At 69.6% G+C, this 19,054-nt stretch carries 17 protein-coding genes and 1 tRNA gene; 6 read left to right on the forward strand and 12 right to left on the reverse strand.

What is annotated here, in order from left to right:
• Positions 1–78: 78 nt before the first annotated feature.
• Positions 79–1,308, forward strand: a complete 1,230-nt coding sequence (locus FJV46_RS00620) for a multidrug effflux MFS transporter (protein WP_232008611.1) — start codon at positions 79–81, stop codon at positions 1,306–1,308.
• A gap of 137 nt (positions 1,309–1,445) precedes the next feature.
• On the opposite strand, the gene FJV46_RS00625 is transcribed toward FJV46_RS00620, so the two are convergent.
• The 6 genes from FJV46_RS00625 to FJV46_RS00650 all read right to left on the reverse strand — a co-directional run bounded on the left by FJV46_RS00625 (position 1,446) and on the right by FJV46_RS00650 (position 9,342).
• On the reverse strand, positions 1,446–2,954 hold the full coding sequence (locus FJV46_RS00625; protein WP_087030727.1) for an SDR family oxidoreductase: 1,509 nt from the start codon (positions 2,952–2,954) through the stop codon (positions 1,446–1,448).
• Between the two features lie 111 nt (positions 2,955–3,065).
• Positions 3,066–3,138, reverse strand: a tRNA-Asn gene (locus tag FJV46_RS00630).
• A 54-nt stretch (positions 3,139–3,192) separates the two neighbouring features.
• Entirely contained in the window at positions 3,193–5,124 is a 1,932-nt protein-coding gene (dnaG, locus tag FJV46_RS00635; RefSeq protein WP_087030730.1) for a DNA primase, read from the reverse strand.
• Positions 5,125–5,167: 43 nt separating this feature from the next.
• Complete coding sequence (locus FJV46_RS00640) at positions 5,168–6,451, reverse strand: deoxyguanosinetriphosphate triphosphohydrolase (protein WP_087030733.1); 1,284 nt, start codon at positions 6,449–6,451, stop codon at positions 5,168–5,170.
• 63 nt (positions 6,452–6,514) lie between these two features.
• The gene (gene dusB / locus FJV46_RS00645; protein WP_087030737.1) at positions 6,515–7,747 is read right to left on the reverse strand and encodes a tRNA dihydrouridine synthase DusB; all 1,233 of its coding nucleotides are present in this window, start codon (positions 7,745–7,747) and stop codon (positions 6,515–6,517) included.
• 107 nt (positions 7,748–7,854) lie between these two features.
• Entirely contained in the window at positions 7,855–9,342 is a 1,488-nt protein-coding gene (locus tag FJV46_RS00650) for a YibE/F family protein (protein ID WP_370684699.1), read from the reverse strand.
• Between the two features lie 186 nt (positions 9,343–9,528).
• Between FJV46_RS00650 and FJV46_RS00655 the strand changes: the two genes are divergently transcribed.
• The 3 genes from FJV46_RS00655 (at position 9,529) to FJV46_RS00665 (ending at position 11,992) form a co-directional block, all read left to right on the forward strand.
• Positions 9,529–10,263, forward strand: coding sequence for an alpha/beta hydrolase (locus FJV46_RS00655; protein ID WP_087030740.1), 735 nt, complete (start codon positions 9,529–9,531; stop codon positions 10,261–10,263).
• 101 nt (positions 10,264–10,364) lie between these two features.
• Positions 10,365–11,174, forward strand: coding sequence for a DUF1295 domain-containing protein (locus FJV46_RS00660; RefSeq protein WP_087030743.1), 810 nt, complete (start codon positions 10,365–10,367; stop codon positions 11,172–11,174).
• A 2-nt stretch (positions 11,175–11,176) separates the two neighbouring features.
• A complete protein-coding gene (locus FJV46_RS00665) occupies positions 11,177–11,992 on the forward strand; it encodes a lysophospholipid acyltransferase family protein (RefSeq protein ID WP_087030746.1) in 816 nt (271 codons plus the stop codon).
• Between the two features lie 45 nt (positions 11,993–12,037).
• Here the strand turns inward: FJV46_RS00665 and FJV46_RS00670 are convergent, their stop codons facing one another.
• From FJV46_RS00670 to FJV46_RS00680, 3 genes are all read right to left on the reverse strand, one after another.
• On the reverse strand, positions 12,038–12,949 hold the full coding sequence (locus FJV46_RS00670) for a GNAT family N-acetyltransferase (protein ID WP_087030750.1): 912 nt from the start codon (positions 12,947–12,949) through the stop codon (positions 12,038–12,040).
• A complete protein-coding gene (locus FJV46_RS00675) occupies positions 12,949–14,337 on the reverse strand; it encodes a glycine--tRNA ligase (RefSeq protein ID WP_087030753.1) in 1,389 nt (462 codons plus the stop codon). The genes FJV46_RS00670 and FJV46_RS00675 overlap by 1 nt, the downstream gene beginning before the upstream one ends.
• 164 nt (positions 14,338–14,501) lie before the next feature.
• The gene (locus FJV46_RS00680; RefSeq protein WP_087030755.1) at positions 14,502–15,470 is read right to left on the reverse strand and encodes a DMT family transporter; all 969 of its coding nucleotides are present in this window, start codon (positions 15,468–15,470) and stop codon (positions 14,502–14,504) included.
• 40 nt (positions 15,471–15,510) lie between these two features.
• Here FJV46_RS00680 and FJV46_RS00685 point away from each other — a divergent pair, with 40 nt between their 5' ends.
• Positions 15,511–15,738, forward strand: coding sequence for an RNA-binding S4 domain-containing protein (locus FJV46_RS00685; protein ID WP_087030758.1), 228 nt, complete (start codon positions 15,511–15,513; stop codon positions 15,736–15,738).
• 12 nt (positions 15,739–15,750) lie between these two features.
• Here the strand turns inward: FJV46_RS00685 and FJV46_RS00690 are convergent, their stop codons facing one another.
• Positions 15,751–16,431 carry an alpha/beta hydrolase gene (locus FJV46_RS00690; protein ID WP_087030760.1) on the reverse strand — a complete coding sequence of 227 codons (681 nt, stop codon included), beginning with the start codon at positions 16,429–16,431 and terminating at the stop codon, positions 15,751–15,753.
• Positions 16,432–16,577: 146 nt separating this feature from the next.
• On the opposite strand from FJV46_RS00690, the gene FJV46_RS00695 reads away from it, so the two are divergent.
• The gene (locus FJV46_RS00695; protein WP_087031846.1) at positions 16,578–17,396 is read left to right on the forward strand and encodes an SGNH/GDSL hydrolase family protein; all 819 of its coding nucleotides are present in this window, start codon (positions 16,578–16,580) and stop codon (positions 17,394–17,396) included.
• A 139-nt stretch (positions 17,397–17,535) separates the two neighbouring features.
• Here the strand turns inward: FJV46_RS00695 and FJV46_RS00700 are convergent, their stop codons facing one another.
• Positions 17,536–17,778, reverse strand: coding sequence for a hypothetical protein (locus FJV46_RS00700; protein ID WP_087030763.1), 243 nt, complete (start codon positions 17,776–17,778; stop codon positions 17,536–17,538).
• Between the two features lie 139 nt (positions 17,779–17,917).
• The gene (gene metX / locus FJV46_RS00705) at positions 17,918–19,033 is read right to left on the reverse strand and encodes a homoserine O-acetyltransferase MetX (protein ID WP_087031848.1); all 1,116 of its coding nucleotides are present in this window, start codon (positions 19,031–19,033) and stop codon (positions 17,918–17,920) included.
• Positions 19,034–19,054 lie beyond the last annotated feature (21 nt).

Here is a 19,054-nt window from a genome sequence, read left to right on the forward strand (position 1 = left end):
GCTCCACCCTCGTCTCCACGCCGTAGCCGTTCCGCACCACCCGCCCCCGGCGTCCGCACCGTCCCGATAGGCAGTATCTTGAGCACCCCCACCCACCCCGGCGATACCCTGACCCGGCGCGAGAAGATCATCTACGTCTTCATCCTCGGGACGCTGACGGCTCTCGGGCCCTTCACGATCGATCTCTACCTGCCGGCGTTCCCCGCCCTGCAGTCGGACTTCGGGGTCTCGGAAGCCGCCGTCCAGCTGACACTGACCGGCACGATCATCGGTTTCGCGAGCGGACAGCTCCTGGTGGGGCCGCTCAGCGACAAGATCGGTCGTCGCCTTCCGCTGATCCTCGCGACCACCCTGCACGTCGGTGCGTCGATCGGCGCAGCCTCCTCGGACGACATCAGCATGCTGATGCTGTTCCGTGTACTGCAGGGCATCGGTGCGGCGGGTGGTGGCGTGGTCGCCATGGCGATGGTGCGGGACCTCTTCGGGGGCTACACCCTCGTGCGCATGCTGTCCTACATGGCGCTCGTGAACGGCATGGCCCCGATCTTCGCGCCCGTCATCGGATCCCAGCTGCTGCTGCTCTTCCCCTGGCCGGGTATCTTCTGGTTTCTCGCCTGCTACGGCGTCCTGGTGATCGTCGCGGTGTCCCTGTTCATCATCGAGACGCTGCCGAAGGAGAACCGGCGCCAGTCGGGCCTGACCGTCCTCCAGCGGTACCGCGCCGTCCTGGGCGACCGCATCTTCATCGGCATCCTGCTGGTCGGCGGAATGAACTTCTCCGGACTGTTCTCCTACCTCTCGGCCTCCCCGTTCCTCTTCCAGGGGCCCTACCGCCTCAGCGAACAGCAGTACGGGGTGCTGTTCGCGATCAACTCGCTGGGGATCGTCGCCGGCGTGCAGATCAGCTCACGCGTGCTCCGGCGCCTCGGCCCGCAGTGGGTCATCGCCTGCGCCACGGTGGTGCAGCTCGTCATGGCGCTGCTGATCGTGGCCTTCGACCAGCTCGGGCTGGGCTTCTGGGGTACGGCGGTCCCGCTGTGGTTCTACATCATGGCGACGGGCTTCATCTTCCCCTGTGTGCAGGTCCTGGCGCTCATCAACAACGGCGCGCAGGCGGGAACCGCGGCGTCACTCCTTGGTGCGGCCACCTTCGGCACAGCCGGTGTGATCTCCCCGCTCGTCGGCCTGCTCGGAGAGGGCATCGAGTCCTCCACCCCCATGGCGCTGGTGATGGCCTCCTGCATCGCCCTCGCCATCGTGTTCCTCTGGACGGTCGTCCGTCCGCGGACGGTCCCCGCGCTGCACTGACGGCGTCCCCGAGCACCAGGCCGCCGGCAGCATCCTCCTGCCCGCGCCCCGACTCAGGATTGGGCTGACACTAGGACTCGGGCTGACACTAGGACCCGGACTCGGACTCGGGCTCAGGCTCAGGTTGTGGCTCGGGCTCAGGTCGCGGGAGCCGGCTCCGCGTCCGTGGGAAGGGCCTCCGCCGTCCTGGCGATGTTCCGCGCCATGGACTTGAAGATGAACCCGTGGAAGGGCAGGACGGCGAGCCAGTACAACCGGCCCGAGAGCCCCTGCGGGAAGAACACCGCCCGCTGGTAGTAGGAGCTGCCGGAACCGTCCGGTTCCACCATGAATTCGAGCCAGGCGCGGCCGGGCACCTTCATCTCCGCACGGAGCCTGAGCCGTTCGCCGCGGACGAGTTCCTCGACCCGCCAGAAGTCCAGGGCCTCCCCCGTCAGCAGCTCCTTCGCGTCGCGGCGTCCGCGGCGCAGGCCCACACCACCGGCCAGCTTGTCCATCCACCCGCGGGCGGCCCAGCCCACGGGCCAGGAATACCATCCGTTCTCTCCGCCGATCCCCTCGACGACGCTCCACAGCTTCTGGGGGGACGCCGTCGAGCTGTAGGTCTGCACGTCGGTGAAGACCGTGTGGCCCGCCCACTGGGGGTCCGACGGCAGGGGGTCGGCCTCGGTGTCGATCTGCGAGGCGCCGGCCCAGCTGGTCTCCACCTCTCCCCCGCGCATCTTGCCGAGCGCGAGGTCCACGGAGCGACGGTACCCGGTCAGTCCGCCCTCGGGCACGGCGATGTGCTCGTCGATGTCGTGCTCCGAGGTCACGGCGTCATGCTGCAGGGATTCGATGAGCGGCATCGCCATGGCCCGGGGAATCGGGGTGACGAGATTGACCCAGTGCCCGGCGAGGCGGGGCGTGAGCACCGGTAGCGCGAGGATTTTGCGGCGTGGCAGCCCGGCCGCCTCGGCGTACTGGTTCATCATCTCGGCGTACGTGAGGACCTCCCGCGAGCCGATGTCGAACGTCCGGTTCAGGGTGTCCGGGAGATCGAGCGCGCCGACGAGGTAGTGGATCACGTCCCGGACAGCGATGGGTTCGATGTGGTTGAGCACCCACTTGGGAGCAGGCATGACCGGCAGGACGTCCGAGAGGTGGCGGATCATCTCGAAGGACGCCGACCCGGACCCGATGACCACGCCGGCCTGGAACGCAATGGTGGGCGTACCCGAGTCGATGAGGATCTTGCCCACCTGGGTCCGGGAGCGCATGTGGGTGGAGAGCTCGACTCCCTCGGGATGCAGCCCGCCGAGGTAGACGATGCGGCGGATGCCGGCCTCCGTGGCGGCCTCGGACACTGTGGTGGCAATGGCAGCCTCGCGGGTGTCGAAGTCCCGACCGGAGCCCATCGAGTGCACGAGGTAGTAGAGCGTGTCCACGCCCCGGGAGACCTCCCGCATGGTGTCGCCGTCCTGCAGGTCGCCCTGGACGATCTCCACGGATCCGGCCCACGGGACATCCTTGAGCTTCTGGGGGGACCGGACGATGACCCGGACCCGGCGTCCCTCGGCGACCAGTTTCGTGACGAGACGGCCGCCGATGTAGCCGGTGGCGCCGGTGACCAGGATGAGCGTGCCGTCCGTGCTGTCAGTGTCCATGGGCTCAGCCTACGCCCGCGCACCGACAGCCTTCCGGGGGTGCCGTCGCCCGGACCACTGACCAAAAGCAATACCCCTGACCGGTGTCTCCACCGATCAGGGGTATTTTTGCTCCTCCGACTGGACTTGAACCAGTAACCCTTCGATTAACAGTCGAATGCTCTGCCAATTGAGCTACGGAGGAATGCGCAGGTATAACTCTACAGATCTGCCGGGGCGATGTGAAATCGGCGCGGGCTCAGTCCTCGCGGAGCAGGCGCCGCTGCATCTCGAGCTCCATGAGGTCGCGCTGCAGCTGGTTGTAGAGCGTCGGGTCCGCGGCCGGGTCCATGCGCTGGAGCTGCCCGAGCTTGTCCGCCTTCTGCTGCGTGATGCGCAGTTCCGTGAGGCGGTTGAGGATGTCCCGGCAGTAGAGCACCATGGCGTCGGCGTCCTTGGCGGGCAGCGGCCGGACGGCGAGTTCGCTGACGAGGGGGCGCAGGACATCGGGAACCCCCTCGCGTACCGACTCGACCCACCTGGACAGTTCCGTACCCGCGGCTCCCGCGGCGATGACGGCGGCATGCAGTGCCTCGTAGACCGAGGTGCTGAAGCGTGACGTGGAGAAGCTCTCCCACTGCGTAGCGGTCAGCAGCGTCGGCTGCTGCAGCACCACCTCGAGGGCCTCGCGTTCCATGCGGGCGATCGGATCCCGCGGGTCGGGTCGCTCGTAGAACGGCTCATCGCCGGCCGGTACTGCCTGGCCGGCCTGGGGTCCGCCCTGCCGCCCCTGCTCGGCCGAGGACTGTCCCGGCCGCCCGCCGGATGCCTGACCGCCGCCTGCCTCGCGCCGGGCAGCGGCGGACACCGCGCGCGCCACCTGGTCCTCTCCGACGTACTGCATCCCCAGCCAGCGCGACAGCTCCCGCGTGTACGTGGAGCGGAGGGACACGTCGCGAATCTGCGCCACGATCGGCGCGGCATGGCGCAGCGCCTTGACCTGGCCCTCCCCCGAGGAGAGGTCGAACGAGTCGAAGGATGCCTTGATCGCGAACTCGAACAGGGGACGGCGATCCTTGATGAGCGCCTGCACGGCGTCGTCACCCCGGGTCTGCCGCAGCTCGCACGGATCTGCGCCGGAGGCCTCGACCGCCACGTAGGTCTGCGCGGTGAACCGCTGATCCTCCTCGAAGGCCCGGAGCGCGGCCTTCTGACCCGCGGCGTCGCCGTCGAACGTGAAGATCACCTCTCCGCCGGTGCCATCGTCGGAGAGGAGCCTGCGGGCTATCTTGATGTGGTCGGTACCGAACGCGGTGCCACAGGTCGCGACGGCGGTCCCGACGCCCGCAAGGTGGCACGCCATGACGTCGGTGTAGCCCTCCACGACGACGAGCTGCCGGTTCTTCGCGATCTCCTTCTTGGCGAGGTCGATCCCGTACAGCACCTGCGACTTCTTGTAGAGGGAGGTCTCGGGCGTGTTGAGGTACTTTGGCCCCTGGTCGTCCTCGTAGAGCTTCCGGGCACCGAAGCCCACGGTGTCTCCCGTGATGTCGCGGATGGGCCAGATCAGGCGGCCGCGGAAGCGGTCGTAGAAGCGGCCTGGATTGCTCGACGACGCGCTGAACATACCGGTGAGCTTGAGCTCGTCGAGGGTGAAGCCGCGACCCGTCAGGTGGTTCAGCAGCGAGTCCCAGCCCTGGGGGGCGTAGCCCACGCCGAAATGGGCGGCGGCGTCGCGGTCGAACCCGCGTTCCTGCAGGAACTGGCGGGCGGTCCCTGCACCCTGGGTGAGGAGCTGGTCCCGGAAGAACTCGGCGGCGACCTTGTGCGCGTCCAGGAGCCGCCGGCGCTTGCCCACGTCCTCGCGGCGCGGCCCGGTGCCGCCGTCCTCGTAGTGAAGTTCGAAACCGATGCGGGCCGCGAGCTTCTCCACGGTCTCGCTGAAGGAGGTGTGGTCCTGCTTCTGCACGAAGGAGATGACGTCCCCGCCCTCGCCGCACCCGAAGCAGTGGTAGGACCCCATCTGCGGGCGGACGTGGAACGACGGCGAGCGCTCGTCGTGGAACGGGCAGAGCCCCTTCCACGAACCGATCCCCGCGGACTTCAGGGTCACGTACGCCTCGACGACCTCTTTGATGTCGGTCCGCTGGCGTACCTCATCGATGTCTTCGCGCTTGATGAGTCCGGCCATGGGACCCAGTTTATGCCCGCCCCACCGACAGTCGGCTCCGGCCCTACCAGAGCGAGGGGACGGGGCCGACGATCCGCTCGTGGAGGCCGAGCGCCGAGGCGTCCGTGAGGGAGGCCACCTGGTCGACGACTACGCGCAGGCGGGCGGCGTCGTCGTGGGCCTCGCGCCAGTCGGCGGCGAACATCGGCTCGAGGTAACGGTCGCCGTCGGCGTGGATCTGGGCCACGAGCGATGCGAGGATCTCGCGCTGCCGCTCGTACAGCGGCTGGCGGTGGTCCGTGGTCATGACGTAGGTCGTGGCCAGTCCCTTCATGACGGCGATCTCCATGACGGTCTCCTCGGGCACCACCATCTCGGCGTTGTAGCGCGTCAGGGGGTCCGGTCCGTAGATGGAGCGCGTGGACTGCATGGCGCTGAGGCAGAAGCGGCCGATCAGCTGGCTGGTCATGTTCTTCAGCGCGGCCATGGACCGCCGCGTCCCGTCCGCCTCACGCACCCAGACGGGCGTCCGCTCGAGCCGGGACAGCGCGGCGTCGACAGCGGCCGGATCGCTGCCCGGCAGGTACCACTGCTGCGTGTAGCCGACCACGCGGGCGCGGGCGTCCGCGCTGTCCATCCATTTCAGCTGCAGGTGTCCGGCGACGATCGCGTCCTCGACGTCGTGTACCGAGTAAGAGATGTCGTCGGCGAGGTCCATCACCTGGGCCTCGATGCACGAGCGGCCCTCGGGCGCACCGTCCCGCAACCAGTCGAACACCGGGCGGTCGTCGTCGTACGCGCCGAACTTGGTGGTGCGCCGGCCGCCCAGCACGGGCGCCGCTGCAGCCGTCCACGGGTACTTGCATGAGGCGTCGAGGCTCGCCCGGGTCAGGTTGAGCCCGGCCGGTCCGCCCTCGGCCTGCAGGACCTTCGGTTCCAGCCGCGTGAGGAGGCGCAGGGTCTGCGCGTTGCCCTCGAAACCGCCGATCCCGTGCGCGATGTCGTTGAGCGCCGATTCACCGTTGTGCCCGAAGGGCGGATGTCCGAGGTCGTGCGCCAGGCACGCGGTATCGACGATGTCCGGATCGCACCCGAGGGTCCGGCCGAGTTCGCGGCCCACCTGCGCCACTTCGAGCGAGTGTGTCAGGCGGGTGCGGACGAAGTCGTCGGTGTCGGGGGCGACGACCTGCGTCTTCGCGCCCAGCCGGCGGAGCGCGGAGGAATGCAGCACGCGCGCCCGGTCCCGCTCGAAGTCGGTGCGGTGGGAGCTCTTCGGTGGCTCCTCGACCCAGCGCTCGGTGTCCGCGGCGGCGTAGCCGGTGGTGGCGGACAGTTCGGGGAGGCTCATGGTGCCTTTCTAGCGCAGGGAAGCGGGGATGTGCCCACGGGATCGGCGGGTGTGGAGGACCGGTCAGCCGCCGGAGACATCGACCTCGGCCGCGGCGATGTCCGCCTGCTGCGCCTCGTTGAGCACGCGTCCCTCGAGCCAGCGCTCGGGCAGGGCGGTCTTCTTGGGCGAACCGGCGCGGCCACGGGGACCCTCCGCGTCCTGGCCGGGGTACGGCGATTCCTTGTCCAGCTCGGCGAGGAGTCCGCGGAGCACCTCGAGCGTGGGCACGGTGGCCAGTCGTGCCCGCAGGTCCCCGCCCACCACATAGCCCTTGAAGTACCAGGCCATGTGCTTGCGGATGTCGCGCAGGCCCATCATCTCGCTGCCGAAGGTCTCGACGAGGAGCTCTGCGTGCCGGTAGACGGTGTCGGCGACCTGCCCGAGGCCGGGACGATGGCGCGTGGCGCTGCCCTCGAAGGCGTTCATGAGGTCCCCAAAGAGCCACGGCCGCCCCTGGCAGCCACGACCGATCACGACGCCGTCGACGCCGGTCTGCTGCACCATGCGTACGGCGTCCTCGGCACTCCAGATGTCGCCGTTGCCGAGCACGGGGATGTCGGGCAGAGACTCACGGAGCTCGGCGATCGCATTCCAGTCGGCCTGACCGGAGTAGAACTGCGACGCGGTCCGGCCGTGGAGGGCGATGGCGGCGACCCCGCTGTCGCGCGCGATCTTCCCCGCCTCGCGGAACGTCAGGTGGTCCTCGTCGATCCCCTTGCGCATCTTGATGGTCAGCGGCACGCCGCCCTTCGACGCTTCCCTGACCGCGGTCTGCACGATCCCGGTGAAGAGATCGAGCTTCCAGGGCAGGGCCGCTCCCCCGCCCTTGCGGGTGACCTTCGGGACGGGGCAGCCGAAGTTGAGGTCGATGTGGTCCGCCCGGTCCTCCTCGACCAGCAGGCGGATCGCCGCGCCCACCGTCGTCGGGTCCACGCCGTACAACTGAACCGATCGGACCCGCTCGTCGTCGTCGTGCGAGATGATGCGCATGGACTCGGGGCTGCGCTCCACCAGGGCCCGCGACGTGACCATCTCGGAGACGTAGAGCCCGCCACCGTACTCGCGGCAGAGCCGGCGGAAGGCCTTGTTCGTGATGCCCGCCATCGGGGCGAGGATCACGGGGGTGTCGACCGTGATGTTCCCGAGCGTCAGGGGCGGGAGATCGAGTTTGAGGGCCGTGTCCGCCGTGGCGGGGACCGGATCTGTGGGGCCGGCGTCACCGGACGGGGCGGGGCGGGTCGAAACTGCAGTCACCCCTCCATTGTCGCAAGGGCCCGCAAATCCGTCCTCCTCCGGTCGGCCGGACCCGACGGCGGCCCTGCGCGCGCGCTTCGCAGCGGACTCCTTGCGCCAGCCGGCCGTCATCTCTCCTGCCCGTCGATCCGCGGGGACGTCGGGGACGTCGGGGACATCGGGAGCGGACGCACCGGCGGGGCCGGTCGGGCGCGCAGCGTCCGGGGCTCCCCGAGGGCCACGAGCCGCTCGCCGGGCGCGAGGGTAGCTGGTCGTTCGGAGGCCAGGACGGCGGGGACGACGGGCATCGGGCCGGCGTCGGGGCCGTCGTCGTGCTGTGCCTCACCGCGACCGGGACCTCGGCCTCGGGAGACGGCGCCGGGACCCACCGCCTTGACCACGAGGACCGCGATCAGGGTGGTGAGCGGAATGGCCAGGACCAGGCCGATCGAGCCGACGAGTGTGCGCACCACCTCCTCCGCGAGCTCACCGCTCGTCAGCGTGTCGAGGAGCGCGCGGTCGTAGAGCGAGACGAGGATCAGGATCGGCAGGGCCGCGCCCGCGTAGGCGAAGGCGATGGTGTAGACGGTGGAGGCGATGTGGTCGCGGCCGATGCGCATCGCGGACGCGAACAACCGCCGGCCCGAGGTGTGGGGCGCGAGCTCGTACAGTTCCCAGACCGACGACGACTGCGTGATCGTGACGTCGTTCAGTACGCCCAGCCCCGAGATGATGAGGCCGCACAGGATGATCGAGGAGATGGAGAGCTGGTCCGAGGCGTTGACCAGGGCGTAGGCGTTCTCGTTCCCCACGCCCGTCAGATGGGCGGCGTCGGTGGCCCAGGCGGCGAGGAGTGCTGTGACGCCCAGCCCGAAGACGGTGCCCAGGAGCGCCGTCGACGTCCGCGCCGAGACGCCGTGGGCGAAGTAGAGCACGCCGTACATGATGGCGATGGACCCCACGAGCCCCAGCAGCAGGGGCGGTGCGCCCTCGACGAGTCCGGGCAGGATGAACTGGGCGAGGATCACGAGCGCCCCCACGAGCCCGATGATGGCCCTGAGCCCCCGCCAGCGCGCGACGGCGATCACGACGACGGCGTAGACGGCAGCGAGCGCGACGATGGGGACGGAACGGACGAAGTCCACGAAGACGAAGGGCGCAGCGCCCCCCTGCATGACGGCGGACAGGTCGAGGTAGCGGATCCGGTCGCCGGCCTGCACGGCGTCGGTCTGCGCGAGCTCGGGCGTGACCTCCACGGGGACGAGATCGCCGCCCTGCGCCGGACGCGTGTAGGCGATGGTGCAGGTCTGCGCCGGACCGCCGGCAGCCACGGTCGGCTGCGACGAGGGGCAATCGGCCTCGCCGACCTCCCGGACGGTGCCGACGTCGAACCTGACGCCCTCCGCCGTCGCATAGGGGTTCGCGACGGAGATCGACCCGCGGTCGCCGCTCGGCCACAGCAGCACCATGGCGATGAGGGTCACGACGCCGAGCGGTACCAGAATGATCGACAGGAGGACGGTGGCCCGGCGCCGCGTGGCAATCGTGGAAGCCGACGGCTCCGAATCTCCGGTGGCGTTCGCGGAGGTCGTGGCGTGCAGGTGGCTGTGGCCCACGGTCGTCCTAGGGTCGGCGTGTCATCGGGTACGACGTCGGGTGCATCGATCGGTGTCGTCGGGCGTCGGTCGGTGTCGGTCGGTGTGGAACGGCGCCGGTCAGCATGGTGACGCGGCCCAGTCAGCGATTGTACGCAGGATGGCAGCGAGGAACGGGAAGCCCTGCGGGGCGAGGAGAGGCAGGTCATGGCAGCACAGGCACCAGTCCCGGCACGGGACCGGGAACCCGCGGTCCGGGTGGGCGGCGCGTCCGTGGGCGTCCGCGGCGTGGCCCTCGTCCTGCACGGCGGGCGGGCGGACAGTGTCGAACCCGCGCGGCCCCTGCACCTGAGCCCCCTGCGCATGCGGCCCTTCGCGGCCAGGCTCACCGCCGGCGGTGGGGGCGAAGGGCTCGCGGTGTGGAGCCTCCTCAACCGGGTGCGCGGCTGGAACGGAGCGGACAGGTCAGCGCTGCAGGACGCACGCTGGGCCCTCGACCGCATCAGCACCCAACATCCGACGCTTCCGGTCTACCTCCTGGGCCACTCGATGGGCGGGCTCACCGCACTGCTCGCCGCAGACCACCCGCGGATCCGCGCCGTCGCGGCCCTCGCCCCCTGGCTCGAGCCCTCCAGCCCCGTGGAGTCCGTTCGCGGGCGGAGCATCCTGATCATGCACGGCGACACCGATCGTTGGACCAGCCCGACGTCGTCGCTCTCGTTCGCGCGGCGCGCGCAGGGCGTCGCCACGGACGTGCACTACGTCCGGATGCTCGGCGCCGGCCACTTCATGCTCCGCTCCGTGCCCGTCTGGCATCGCCTGAGCACGTCCTTCCTGCTGCGCCACTTCGCCGAGGACACGGGCGCCGCCGTCGACCCGCGGGCTCTCGCGCCGTCGGACGCGCTCTACAGCGCGCACGATCCGCTCGGCATCACCGCCTGAGTGCGGGAACCGTCGCCGCAGGCGCTCCCGATGAGGCCGCCGGCTCACCTGTCCCGTCATCACCCGCGCTCCGCTTCCGTCCGACCCCACCGAAGGTGCCCATGACCGACTTCCCGCTTCCCTCGTTCCTCACCGGCCTCGGGCTGTCGATCATCGCGGTCTCCGTGCTGATGGCTGTGACCTTCGCCGTCGCCACGGCGCAGAAGCGGCACTCGGTCATCGACGTCGCGTGGGGACTCGGTTTCGTCGTGGTCGCCGTGATCACCTTCCTCGCCTCCAGCGGGGCGGGCGATGGCGGCCGTCGCGTCCTTGTGCTGGTCCTGGTCGCGGCCTGGGGGCTCCGGCTCGCGGGCTTCATCGGCTGGCGGTCCCGGGGTGGCGAGGAGGACCCGCGCTATGCGGAGATGCTCGCGGACCCCCGCGGGTCGGCGGCCGTCCTCGCCCTCCGCAGGGTCTACCTTCCGCAGGCCGGCGTGATGCTCTTCGTCTCGCTCCCCATCCAGGTCGCGATGTTCAGCACCGCCCCGCTCGGACCGCTGGCCTGGGCAGGAGCTGTGGTGTGGGCCGTCGGACTGTTCTTCGAGAGCGTCGGCGACCAGCAACTCGCCTCCTTCAAGAACGATCCCGCCCGGCGCGGGACGGTCCTGGACACGGGGCTGTGGCGGTATACGCGCCATCCCAACTATTTCGGCGACGCCATGGTCTGGACGGGCCTCTTCCTCGTCGCGGCCGACTCCTGGCCGGGGGTTCTGACCGTCTTGTCCCCCGCCCTGATGTACTGGGCCCTCGCCAATAGGACCGGGAAACCGCTGACGGAGAGGCGGATGTCCGACCGGCCGGGGTACAAAGAGTACATCGAGAGCACGAGCGGGTTCTTCCCGCTGCCGCCGAGAGCAGGAAGAGGGATCTGAGCATGGGATGGAAGCCGCGGCAGAGCGACCGCATGTACCGTTCGGTGGTGTACGCCGGCAAGGCGGTCTTCGCCGCGCTCCGCCTGCCCGTGACGGTCACCGGCACGGAGAACCTGCCGGCCTCGGATCCACTGAACGGGCGCTCACGTCGAGCTGTGTCCGGCCACGGCGCCGTCGTCGCGATCACCCACTTCGGCTATCTCGATTTCGCCTTCGCCGAGCTGGTCCTGTGGAACCACGCGCGCATCCAGGCCCGGTACATGATCTCGAAACGCGCTGCGGAGCACTGGTTCGTGAGTCCCTTCGTCCACGGGCTCGGCCACGTCATCACCGATCGGTCCGCCGGAGCGGAGGCCTACGACGACGCCCTCGAGAAGCTGCGGGCCGGCGAGTACGTCGCGATCCTGCCGGAGGCGGGCGTGTCGCGGAGTTACACGGTCCGGGCACTCAAGACCGGGGCGGTGCGGCTCGCCGCGGAGGCCGGAGTCCCCGTGATCCCCATCAGCGTCTGGGGCGCCCACCGCCTCCTGACCCGGGGGCAAGGGTTCTCCGTCAGGCGCGCCTGGAAGTCACCCGTCCGGCTGCACATCGGCCCCGCCATCCAGCCCGGACAGGGGCTCGACGTGACCGAGGAGACCGAGAGGCTGCGGCGGGAACTGCAGCAGGGCATCGAGGAGTGCATCGCCGACTTCCCCGTGGCGCCGGCCGCGGGTGCCTGGTGGATGCCGGCGCACCTGGGTGGCGGGGCCATGACGGAGGCGGAGCGTGACGCGGCGGACGTCGCCGACAAGAAGGCCGGACGGCACAGCCGGGGCTGAGGCCGCCGCCGGGCCGTCCCGGGCACGGCCCTCCCCTGCCCGGTGTCAGGCCGTCGCCACGACCAGTGTCTCCGGCCCCGCGAGCTGGGCGGAACCCGTGGCGAGCAGCGGCTCCACGACGGCGACGAGCGACTCCATGGAGTCGTCCACCTCGAGCTGGATGGGGTACTGGTGCACCAGCATCGCGATCATCGTCGCTACCGCCGCCTGCTGCTCCTCCGGCGGTAGCGTGGTGTCGTAGCCGAGCAGCACGTCCGCGGGATCGTCGGTGCGCGCCTGCGTGTAGCTGACGGCGAAGGCCGCGATGGCGCCGCCGTCCGCCTTCGGCCGGTCGCGGAGCACGATCGCCCCGCCGGCACCGCTGGCGTCACCCAGGAAGAGCTGCTGGGCCCGGCCCAGACTGATGTCTGCACGATCCCAGCCGTGCACCGATGCGTAGAACGCGGCGAGCGAGCGCGTGAGTTCCACGGACCCGGTCGCGGCTTCCTCGAGCTGGGGGCCGGCGGTGTCGTCGAAGGCCGGTGCGGCGAGGGCGCCGGGCCCGACGACGACGAGCCGCGAGCGCTGCAGCGCGCCGAAGCCCGTGGCCTCCGCGAACGAGGCCCCGGTGGTCCCCGGGGTCACCTTCGACCGGAGGGCCGTGATGCCCGTCGGGGATGCGGCGGCCTCATGCTGCAGCATCGTGAGGAGCGTGGACCCGATACCTGCCCGCCGGTGGTCCCCGGCGACCTCGATGTAGCACCAGAGCCGGTCCGGGTGGAGCGCCGCACCGTACACGCAGCCCGCCGCGACGGGGATCCCCTGGTCCACCACGGTGATGCAGCGGTTCCAGGGCTGGTCCGACGGCGGTCGGAAGGACCCGCGGAACTGCTCCGACGTCGCGGACTCGGGGCCGCCCCACAACTGGATGAGCTCGAGGTCGTCGCCCTCCTGCCAGGCGCGGTAGTCGAGGGCCATCAGGCTCCGATCAGGCGTGCAGCGAGGTACCCCTGCACCTGGTCGAGGGCTACCCGCTCCTGCGCCATGCTGTCCCGCTCCCGGATGGTGACGGCCTGGTCCTCGAGCGTGTCGAAGTCCACGGTGATGCAGAACGGGGTCCCGATCTCGTCCTGGCGCCGGTAGCGTCGGCCGATGGCTCCGGCATCGTCGAAGTCGATGTTCCAGCCCTTGCGCAACTGCGCCGCGAGGTCCTTGGCCTTCGGGGACAGGTCCTCGTTCCGGCTGAGCGGCAGCACCGCGGCCTTGACGGGAGCCAGCCGCGGGTCCAGCTTCAGGACGGTGCGCTTGTCCACCCCGCCCTTCGCGTTCGGCGCCTCGTCCTCGGTGTAGGAGTCCACGAGGAACGCCATGAAGGAGCGCGTCAGGCCCGCGGCCGGCTCGATCACGTAGGGGGTGAAGCGCTCGTTGGTGGCCTGGTTGAAGTAGCCGAGGTCCGTACCCGAGTGCTTCGAGTGGGTCGAGAGGTCGAAGTCGGTGCGGTTCGCGATCCCCTCGAGCTCACCCCATTCGGAACCGGAGAAGCCGAAGCGGTACTCGATGTCCGTGGTGCCCTTGGAGTAGTGGCTCAGCTTCTCGAGGGGATGCTCGAAGAGGCGCAGGTTGTCCGGGTTGATCCCCAGGTCCGTGTACCAGGCGAACCGCTGGTCGATCCAGTAGCGGTGCCATTCCTCGTCCGTCCCGGGCTCGACGAAGAACTCCATCTCCATCTGCTCGAACTCGCGGGTACGGAAGATGAAGTTGCCCGGCGTGATCTCGTTGCGGAAACTCTTGCCGATCTGGCCGATGCCGAAGGGAGGCTTCTTGCGTGCCGTCGTCAGCACGTTGTTGAAGTTCACGAAGATCCCCTGTGCCGTCTCCGGGCGCAGGTAGTGCATGCCCTCCTCCGACGCTACCGGGCCGAGGAAGGTCTTCAGCAGGCCGGAGAACTCCTGCGGCTCGGTCCACTGGCCCTTGGTGCCGCAGTTCGCGCAGGTGATGTCCTTGAGGCCGTTCTCCGGCGCGCGACCCTTCTTCTCCTCGAACTCCTCCTCGAGGTGGTCGGCACGGTAGCGCTTGTGGCAGGACAGGCACTCCACGAGGGGGTCGCTGAAGACGTCGACATGGCCCGACGCCTCCCACACCTGGCGGGGCAGGATCACGGCGGAATCGAGGCCGACGACGTCCTCCCGTCCGCGCACCATCGTCTGCCACCACTGACGCTTGATGTTCTCCTTGAACTCGGCCCCGAGGGGTCCGTAGTCCCACGCCGAGCGCGACCCGCCGTAGATCTCCCCCGACTGGAAGACGAAGCCGCGCCGCTTGGCGAGGGAGATGATGGGATCGAGTGCTGACTTGGCTGCTGCCATGGGGTTCTTCTCCAGTTCTGTGCAGGCCGCTGGGTGCGGTCCGCCGGTGGGGGTCTCGTGGTGCTCGCGCTCCGGCCCGTGCGGGGCCGGCAGAGCTACCAGGCAAGCCTAGCGGGTTCGCGCTGCCGCCCTCCGGGCTGCGGACACCGCCGGCACCGTGTGCGTCAGGTGGCGGGGCGGGCGCGCCGGGGCCAGGGCAGGGTGGTGAGGATGATGGCGCCGAGGGTGAGCAGCGTACCCGCGACGGTCGCGAACGCGACGATGGTGCCGGGGGCGGGAACCACGAGGTCGAGCAGCAGGGACCCGATGAGCTGCCCCCCGATCATGCACAGCCCCGTGAGCAGGACACCCAGACTGCGGACCAGCAGGGCGCCGAGGGCGATGAAGATGCAGCCCATGGGGCCGCCGAGGTAGTACCACCACTCGGAGGGGAGGGGATTGCCGGGCCCCGCGACGGCCAGCTTGATCAGCCAGGCGATCAGGAGGACCACGGTGCCCGCGACGAAGTTCATGAGCGTGGCGGCGAGAGGCGTGCCGTAGTGGAGCGAGGCGGTACCGTTCATGGCCTGCTGGAAGCTCAGCAGCACTCCTCCGGCGACCGGCAGGAGGACGGGCAGGAGCCACCCGGACACCTCGCCCGCACCCCCGAACCGGGGGGAGACGGCCCAGACGACGGACAGGACGGTCAGGACGACGCCGATCACGCGCATCGCGGTGACCGACCGCTTGCCGCCCGGGCCGATGCCTGCCCGATCCACGAGGAGTCCGCTCAGCGACTGCCCCATGACGGCCGCCACGGTGAAGAGGGCGACACCGATGATGCCGATGGTGAGGGACTGGGTGAAGACGAAGAAGGCTCCGATGGCCCCGGCCGCCACGTAGAACGGCGGAAAGCGGCGCTCGCGGACGGACGGGATGATCTGCAGGGCTCCGGCCCGGGCGGACGGGACGGCCAGGGTGATCACGATCATCACCACCAGGCCGGTGCTGAAGCTGATCAGTGCGGCGGCGATCCCGTCCGAGAGGAGGCTGCCGAGCGCACCGTTGATGCGCCCCTGGACGGGAATGGCCAGTCCTGCAGCGAGGGCGAGCGGGAAGCTGATGGCTGGCGACAGCAGGGGTGCATCGGACACCTGTACAGCCTAGTCCGGTGGTATCCGGCAGAATGGACGCATGACCGACCACTCCCCCGCTGACCTGCCCATCCGGGACGACATGATCCGGCTGGGCCAGCTGCTGAAGCTCGCCTCCCTCGCCGAGGACGGCGTGGAGGCGAAGGCCCTGATCGACAACGGACTCGTCCAGGTGAACGGTGAGATCGAGGAACGCCGCGGCCGGCAACTGCACCCCGGGGACACCGTCAGCGTGAACGGCGAGACCGTGCGGATCACGCAGGGCTGAGCGGGAGCGGGGTCAGCGCCGCCCGAGCACCGTCATGGTGAGGTACTCGCGGACGTGCGTGAGTTCCTGCAGGTTGATGCTGTGGAACATGTTCGAGTAGAGGATCTTGGTGAGCGTCGTGTGCGTCGTGAGCCACGCGTGGCTGAACTCGATCATCTCGGGCGTGATGACCTGGTCCTCCTGGTCGCGGCCCCAGAAGAACGGCGTGGGATTCCGTGCGGCCTCGTCGTCACGGAAGAAGGCGTGGTCCTCCGCCGGGACGGCGAAGCCGGAGAGCCCGACCACGCAGGTGAAGTCCGTGGGGCGGTGTCGTAGCAGCGTTGTTGCCACCGCCATGCCCTGAGAGAAGCCCAGGATGCTGACACCGGTGTGCTGGTCCTTGACCGAGTCCAGCCAGGCGACCACGTCGGAGACGCTGTCGACCACGTGCTGCATGGAGTAGTCCGGCTCACGAGCCAGGGGGAACCAGGAAAACCCGGGGCCCACGGGACGCGGGGCGCGCACCGCTGCCACCGTGAAGTCGGCGGGCAGGTGGTCCGTGAGCCCCATGAGGTCTTCCTCGTTGGCCATGTAGCCGTGGAAGAGGACGAGCAGGGGTGTGCCCGCCCGCTCCGACTCGGGCTTCGACCAGAGGACCACGGGGTCCCAGGATCGGGCGGAGGACGCAGCTGCGCCGCGGGCGGTTTCAGTCATGCCATCCATCCTGTCACGGCGCCGTCGGCTGCTGCATGCCGGAGGACTGGCCGCGCGGCGGGAGCAGCGGGAACAATGGTCGGGTGAGTCCTACGAATGCCGAGATCCCCGTCCCCCACAGCAGCGACGACATCCCCAACGGCCCGATGATCGATCCGAGCCTCAACTCGGAGCCCCACCCGTGGCACCGTTACGCGGCCCTCGGGGACTCCTTCACGGAAGGGATCGGTGATCCGAACCCCGACAGCATCGGCGGCAATCGCGGGTGGGCGGACCGCGTGGCGGAGGAGCTCTCGCGTGGCCAGTCCGACTTCGCGTATGCCAACCTCGCGGTGCGCGGGAGGCTCCTGCAGCAGATCATCGACCAGCAGGTCGAACCTGCCATCTCCCTCCGCCCCGATCTGGTCACCATCTCCGCCGGCGGCAACGATCTCCTGCGTCCGGGGGGAGATCCCGACGTATTGGCGGCCAAGCTCGACGACGTCGTCGTGACCCTCACGGGCACGGGCGCCACCGTGGTCCTTTTCACCGGCCCCGATGTCCGCGAGACCGTACTCGGCAGCATCCGCTCGAAGACCGCGATCTACAACGAGAACCTGCGCACGATCGCGACCCGCCACGAGGCGGTGATCGCGGACATGTGGGCCCTGCGGCAACTGCTCAATCCCCAGATGTGGTCCAGCGACCGCCTGCACTTCTCACCGTTGGGCCATCACACGATCGCCGCCATGGTGCTCGACACCCTCGCCGTCCGGCACACGCTCGAGCCGCTGCAGCCGAAGGACCTGCCCGCCCGGACGTGGCGTGCCGCCCGTGCGGAGGATCTCGTCTGGGCGCGCGAGTACTTCGTGCCCTGGGTCCTGCGCCGCCTCCGCCACCGGTCGTCGGGCGACGGCGTCACGGCCAAGCGACTCGAACCCGCACCGATCTTCGGACCGGGCATGCCGCCGGGCGCCGCCGACTAGGTACTGCCCGGGGGTCGGTCCTCCGGCGCAGCGACGGCCGGCAGGACTGTTCGCCGGCCGGCCGTCTGCGATCTGCGATCTGCGATCTGCGATGGCATTCTCCTCGGGATCGCCCTGGACCGCCGGGAGGCAGCGTGCGTCAGCTCTCGAGCGAGACCTCGCCGTTGGCGACGGCGTCCGCACACGCGCCGAGATCGGGCCCGGGCTTGAAGTCGACGAACTGCGGCTGCAGCTTCTGGAAGAGGAATTCGTAGACCTCGTCACGGGTCTTGCCGTCCATCGTCTCCACGGCTTCCTTCACCGCACCCTGCAGTGCGCGGTCGGCGTCGAGCAGGATTTTGTCGCGTGCTTCCTGGTTCCAGCCAATGGTGCTCAGTTCCATGAACAGCTCCTCTTCGTCCTTCGGGTGTCGTACGCCAGGGACGGGGCCCCCGGCTTGCCTGCCGAGAATCGATAAGCAGGCTTAGCTCCCAGCCTAGGTGCAGGCGCGAAGAAACCCAACAGCTGTCATGGGATGACTTCTACCTACCGTAGAACGCACTGTGCAGCTGCGGGTCGAGCTGGTGGATCTGCGTGAGGAAGGCGTCGTGTCCCACGGGCGAGCTGATCATGTGGACCGGCACGTCCCCGGGCAGTCCCGCCGCAAGGCGATGCGACTGCCCGGGGACGTACAGCCGGTCGGAGTCCACCGCGGCGATGAAGAACTCCGCCGATGCCGAGCCCAGCGCGGCGTCGAGGCTCCCCCGGCCCCGCGCCGCGTCATGGCTCATGAGCGCTTCGGTGAGGATCACATAGCTGTTCGCGTCGAACCGGTCCACGAGCTTCTCCGCCTGGTGGTCGAGGTAGCTCTCCATCTGATACCGGCCCCGGAGTGCCGGCACAACCGCACCGAGCGGCTGCTCCGCATCCTGCTCGGCCCGGGCGAAGCGCGCCTCGAACTCCGGTTCGGAGCGGTAGGTGATGTGGGCTATGCGGCGGGCGATGCCGAGGCCCGCCTCCGGATGCGGACCGTCGTAGTAGTCTCCCCCGCGGTAGGCGGGGTCGAGCCGGATGGCCTGCATCTGCGCCTGGGCGAACGCTATCTGTTCGGCCGAGCTGGCGGCAGTCGAGGCCACGACGGCGCACCGCGCCACGCGCTCCGGGTACATGAGCGCCCATTCAAGGGCCCGTGCCCCACCCATCGAGCCGCCGAGCACCGAATGCCAGCGGTCGATGCCGAGCAGATCCGCGAGCAGCGCCTCCGCGCGCACGGAGTCCCGGATGGTGATGAACGGGAACCGGGAGCCCCAGGGTGCGCCGTCCGGGGCGAGGCTGGCGGGCCCCGTCGAGCCGTAGCAGCCCCCCACCATGTTGATCGACACCACGAAAAAGCGGTCCGTGTCCACCGTCCGCCCGGGACCGACGAGCGAGTCCCACCAGCCGTCCTCCTGCGAGTCCCCCCGCGCCACATGGGAACTGCCCGTGAGGGCGTGCTGCACCAGGACGGCGTTCGACGCATCGGCGTTCAGCCGGCCCCATGTCTCGAAGGCTAGCTGCGCCTCCGGCAGCCGGCCCCCGGTCTCGAGGGCCAACGGTCCGATGGGCGCGACGCGCAGTAGCCCGTCCTGCGAGGGGACGGACGCGTTCCCGGGGTGCAGTCGCGCTGGCGGGTAGGTGGT

The sequence above is a fragment of the Arthrobacter agilis genome, assembly GCF_006494655.1.
GTDB lineage: Bacteria > Actinomycetota > Actinomycetes > Actinomycetales > Micrococcaceae > Arthrobacter_D > Arthrobacter_D agilis.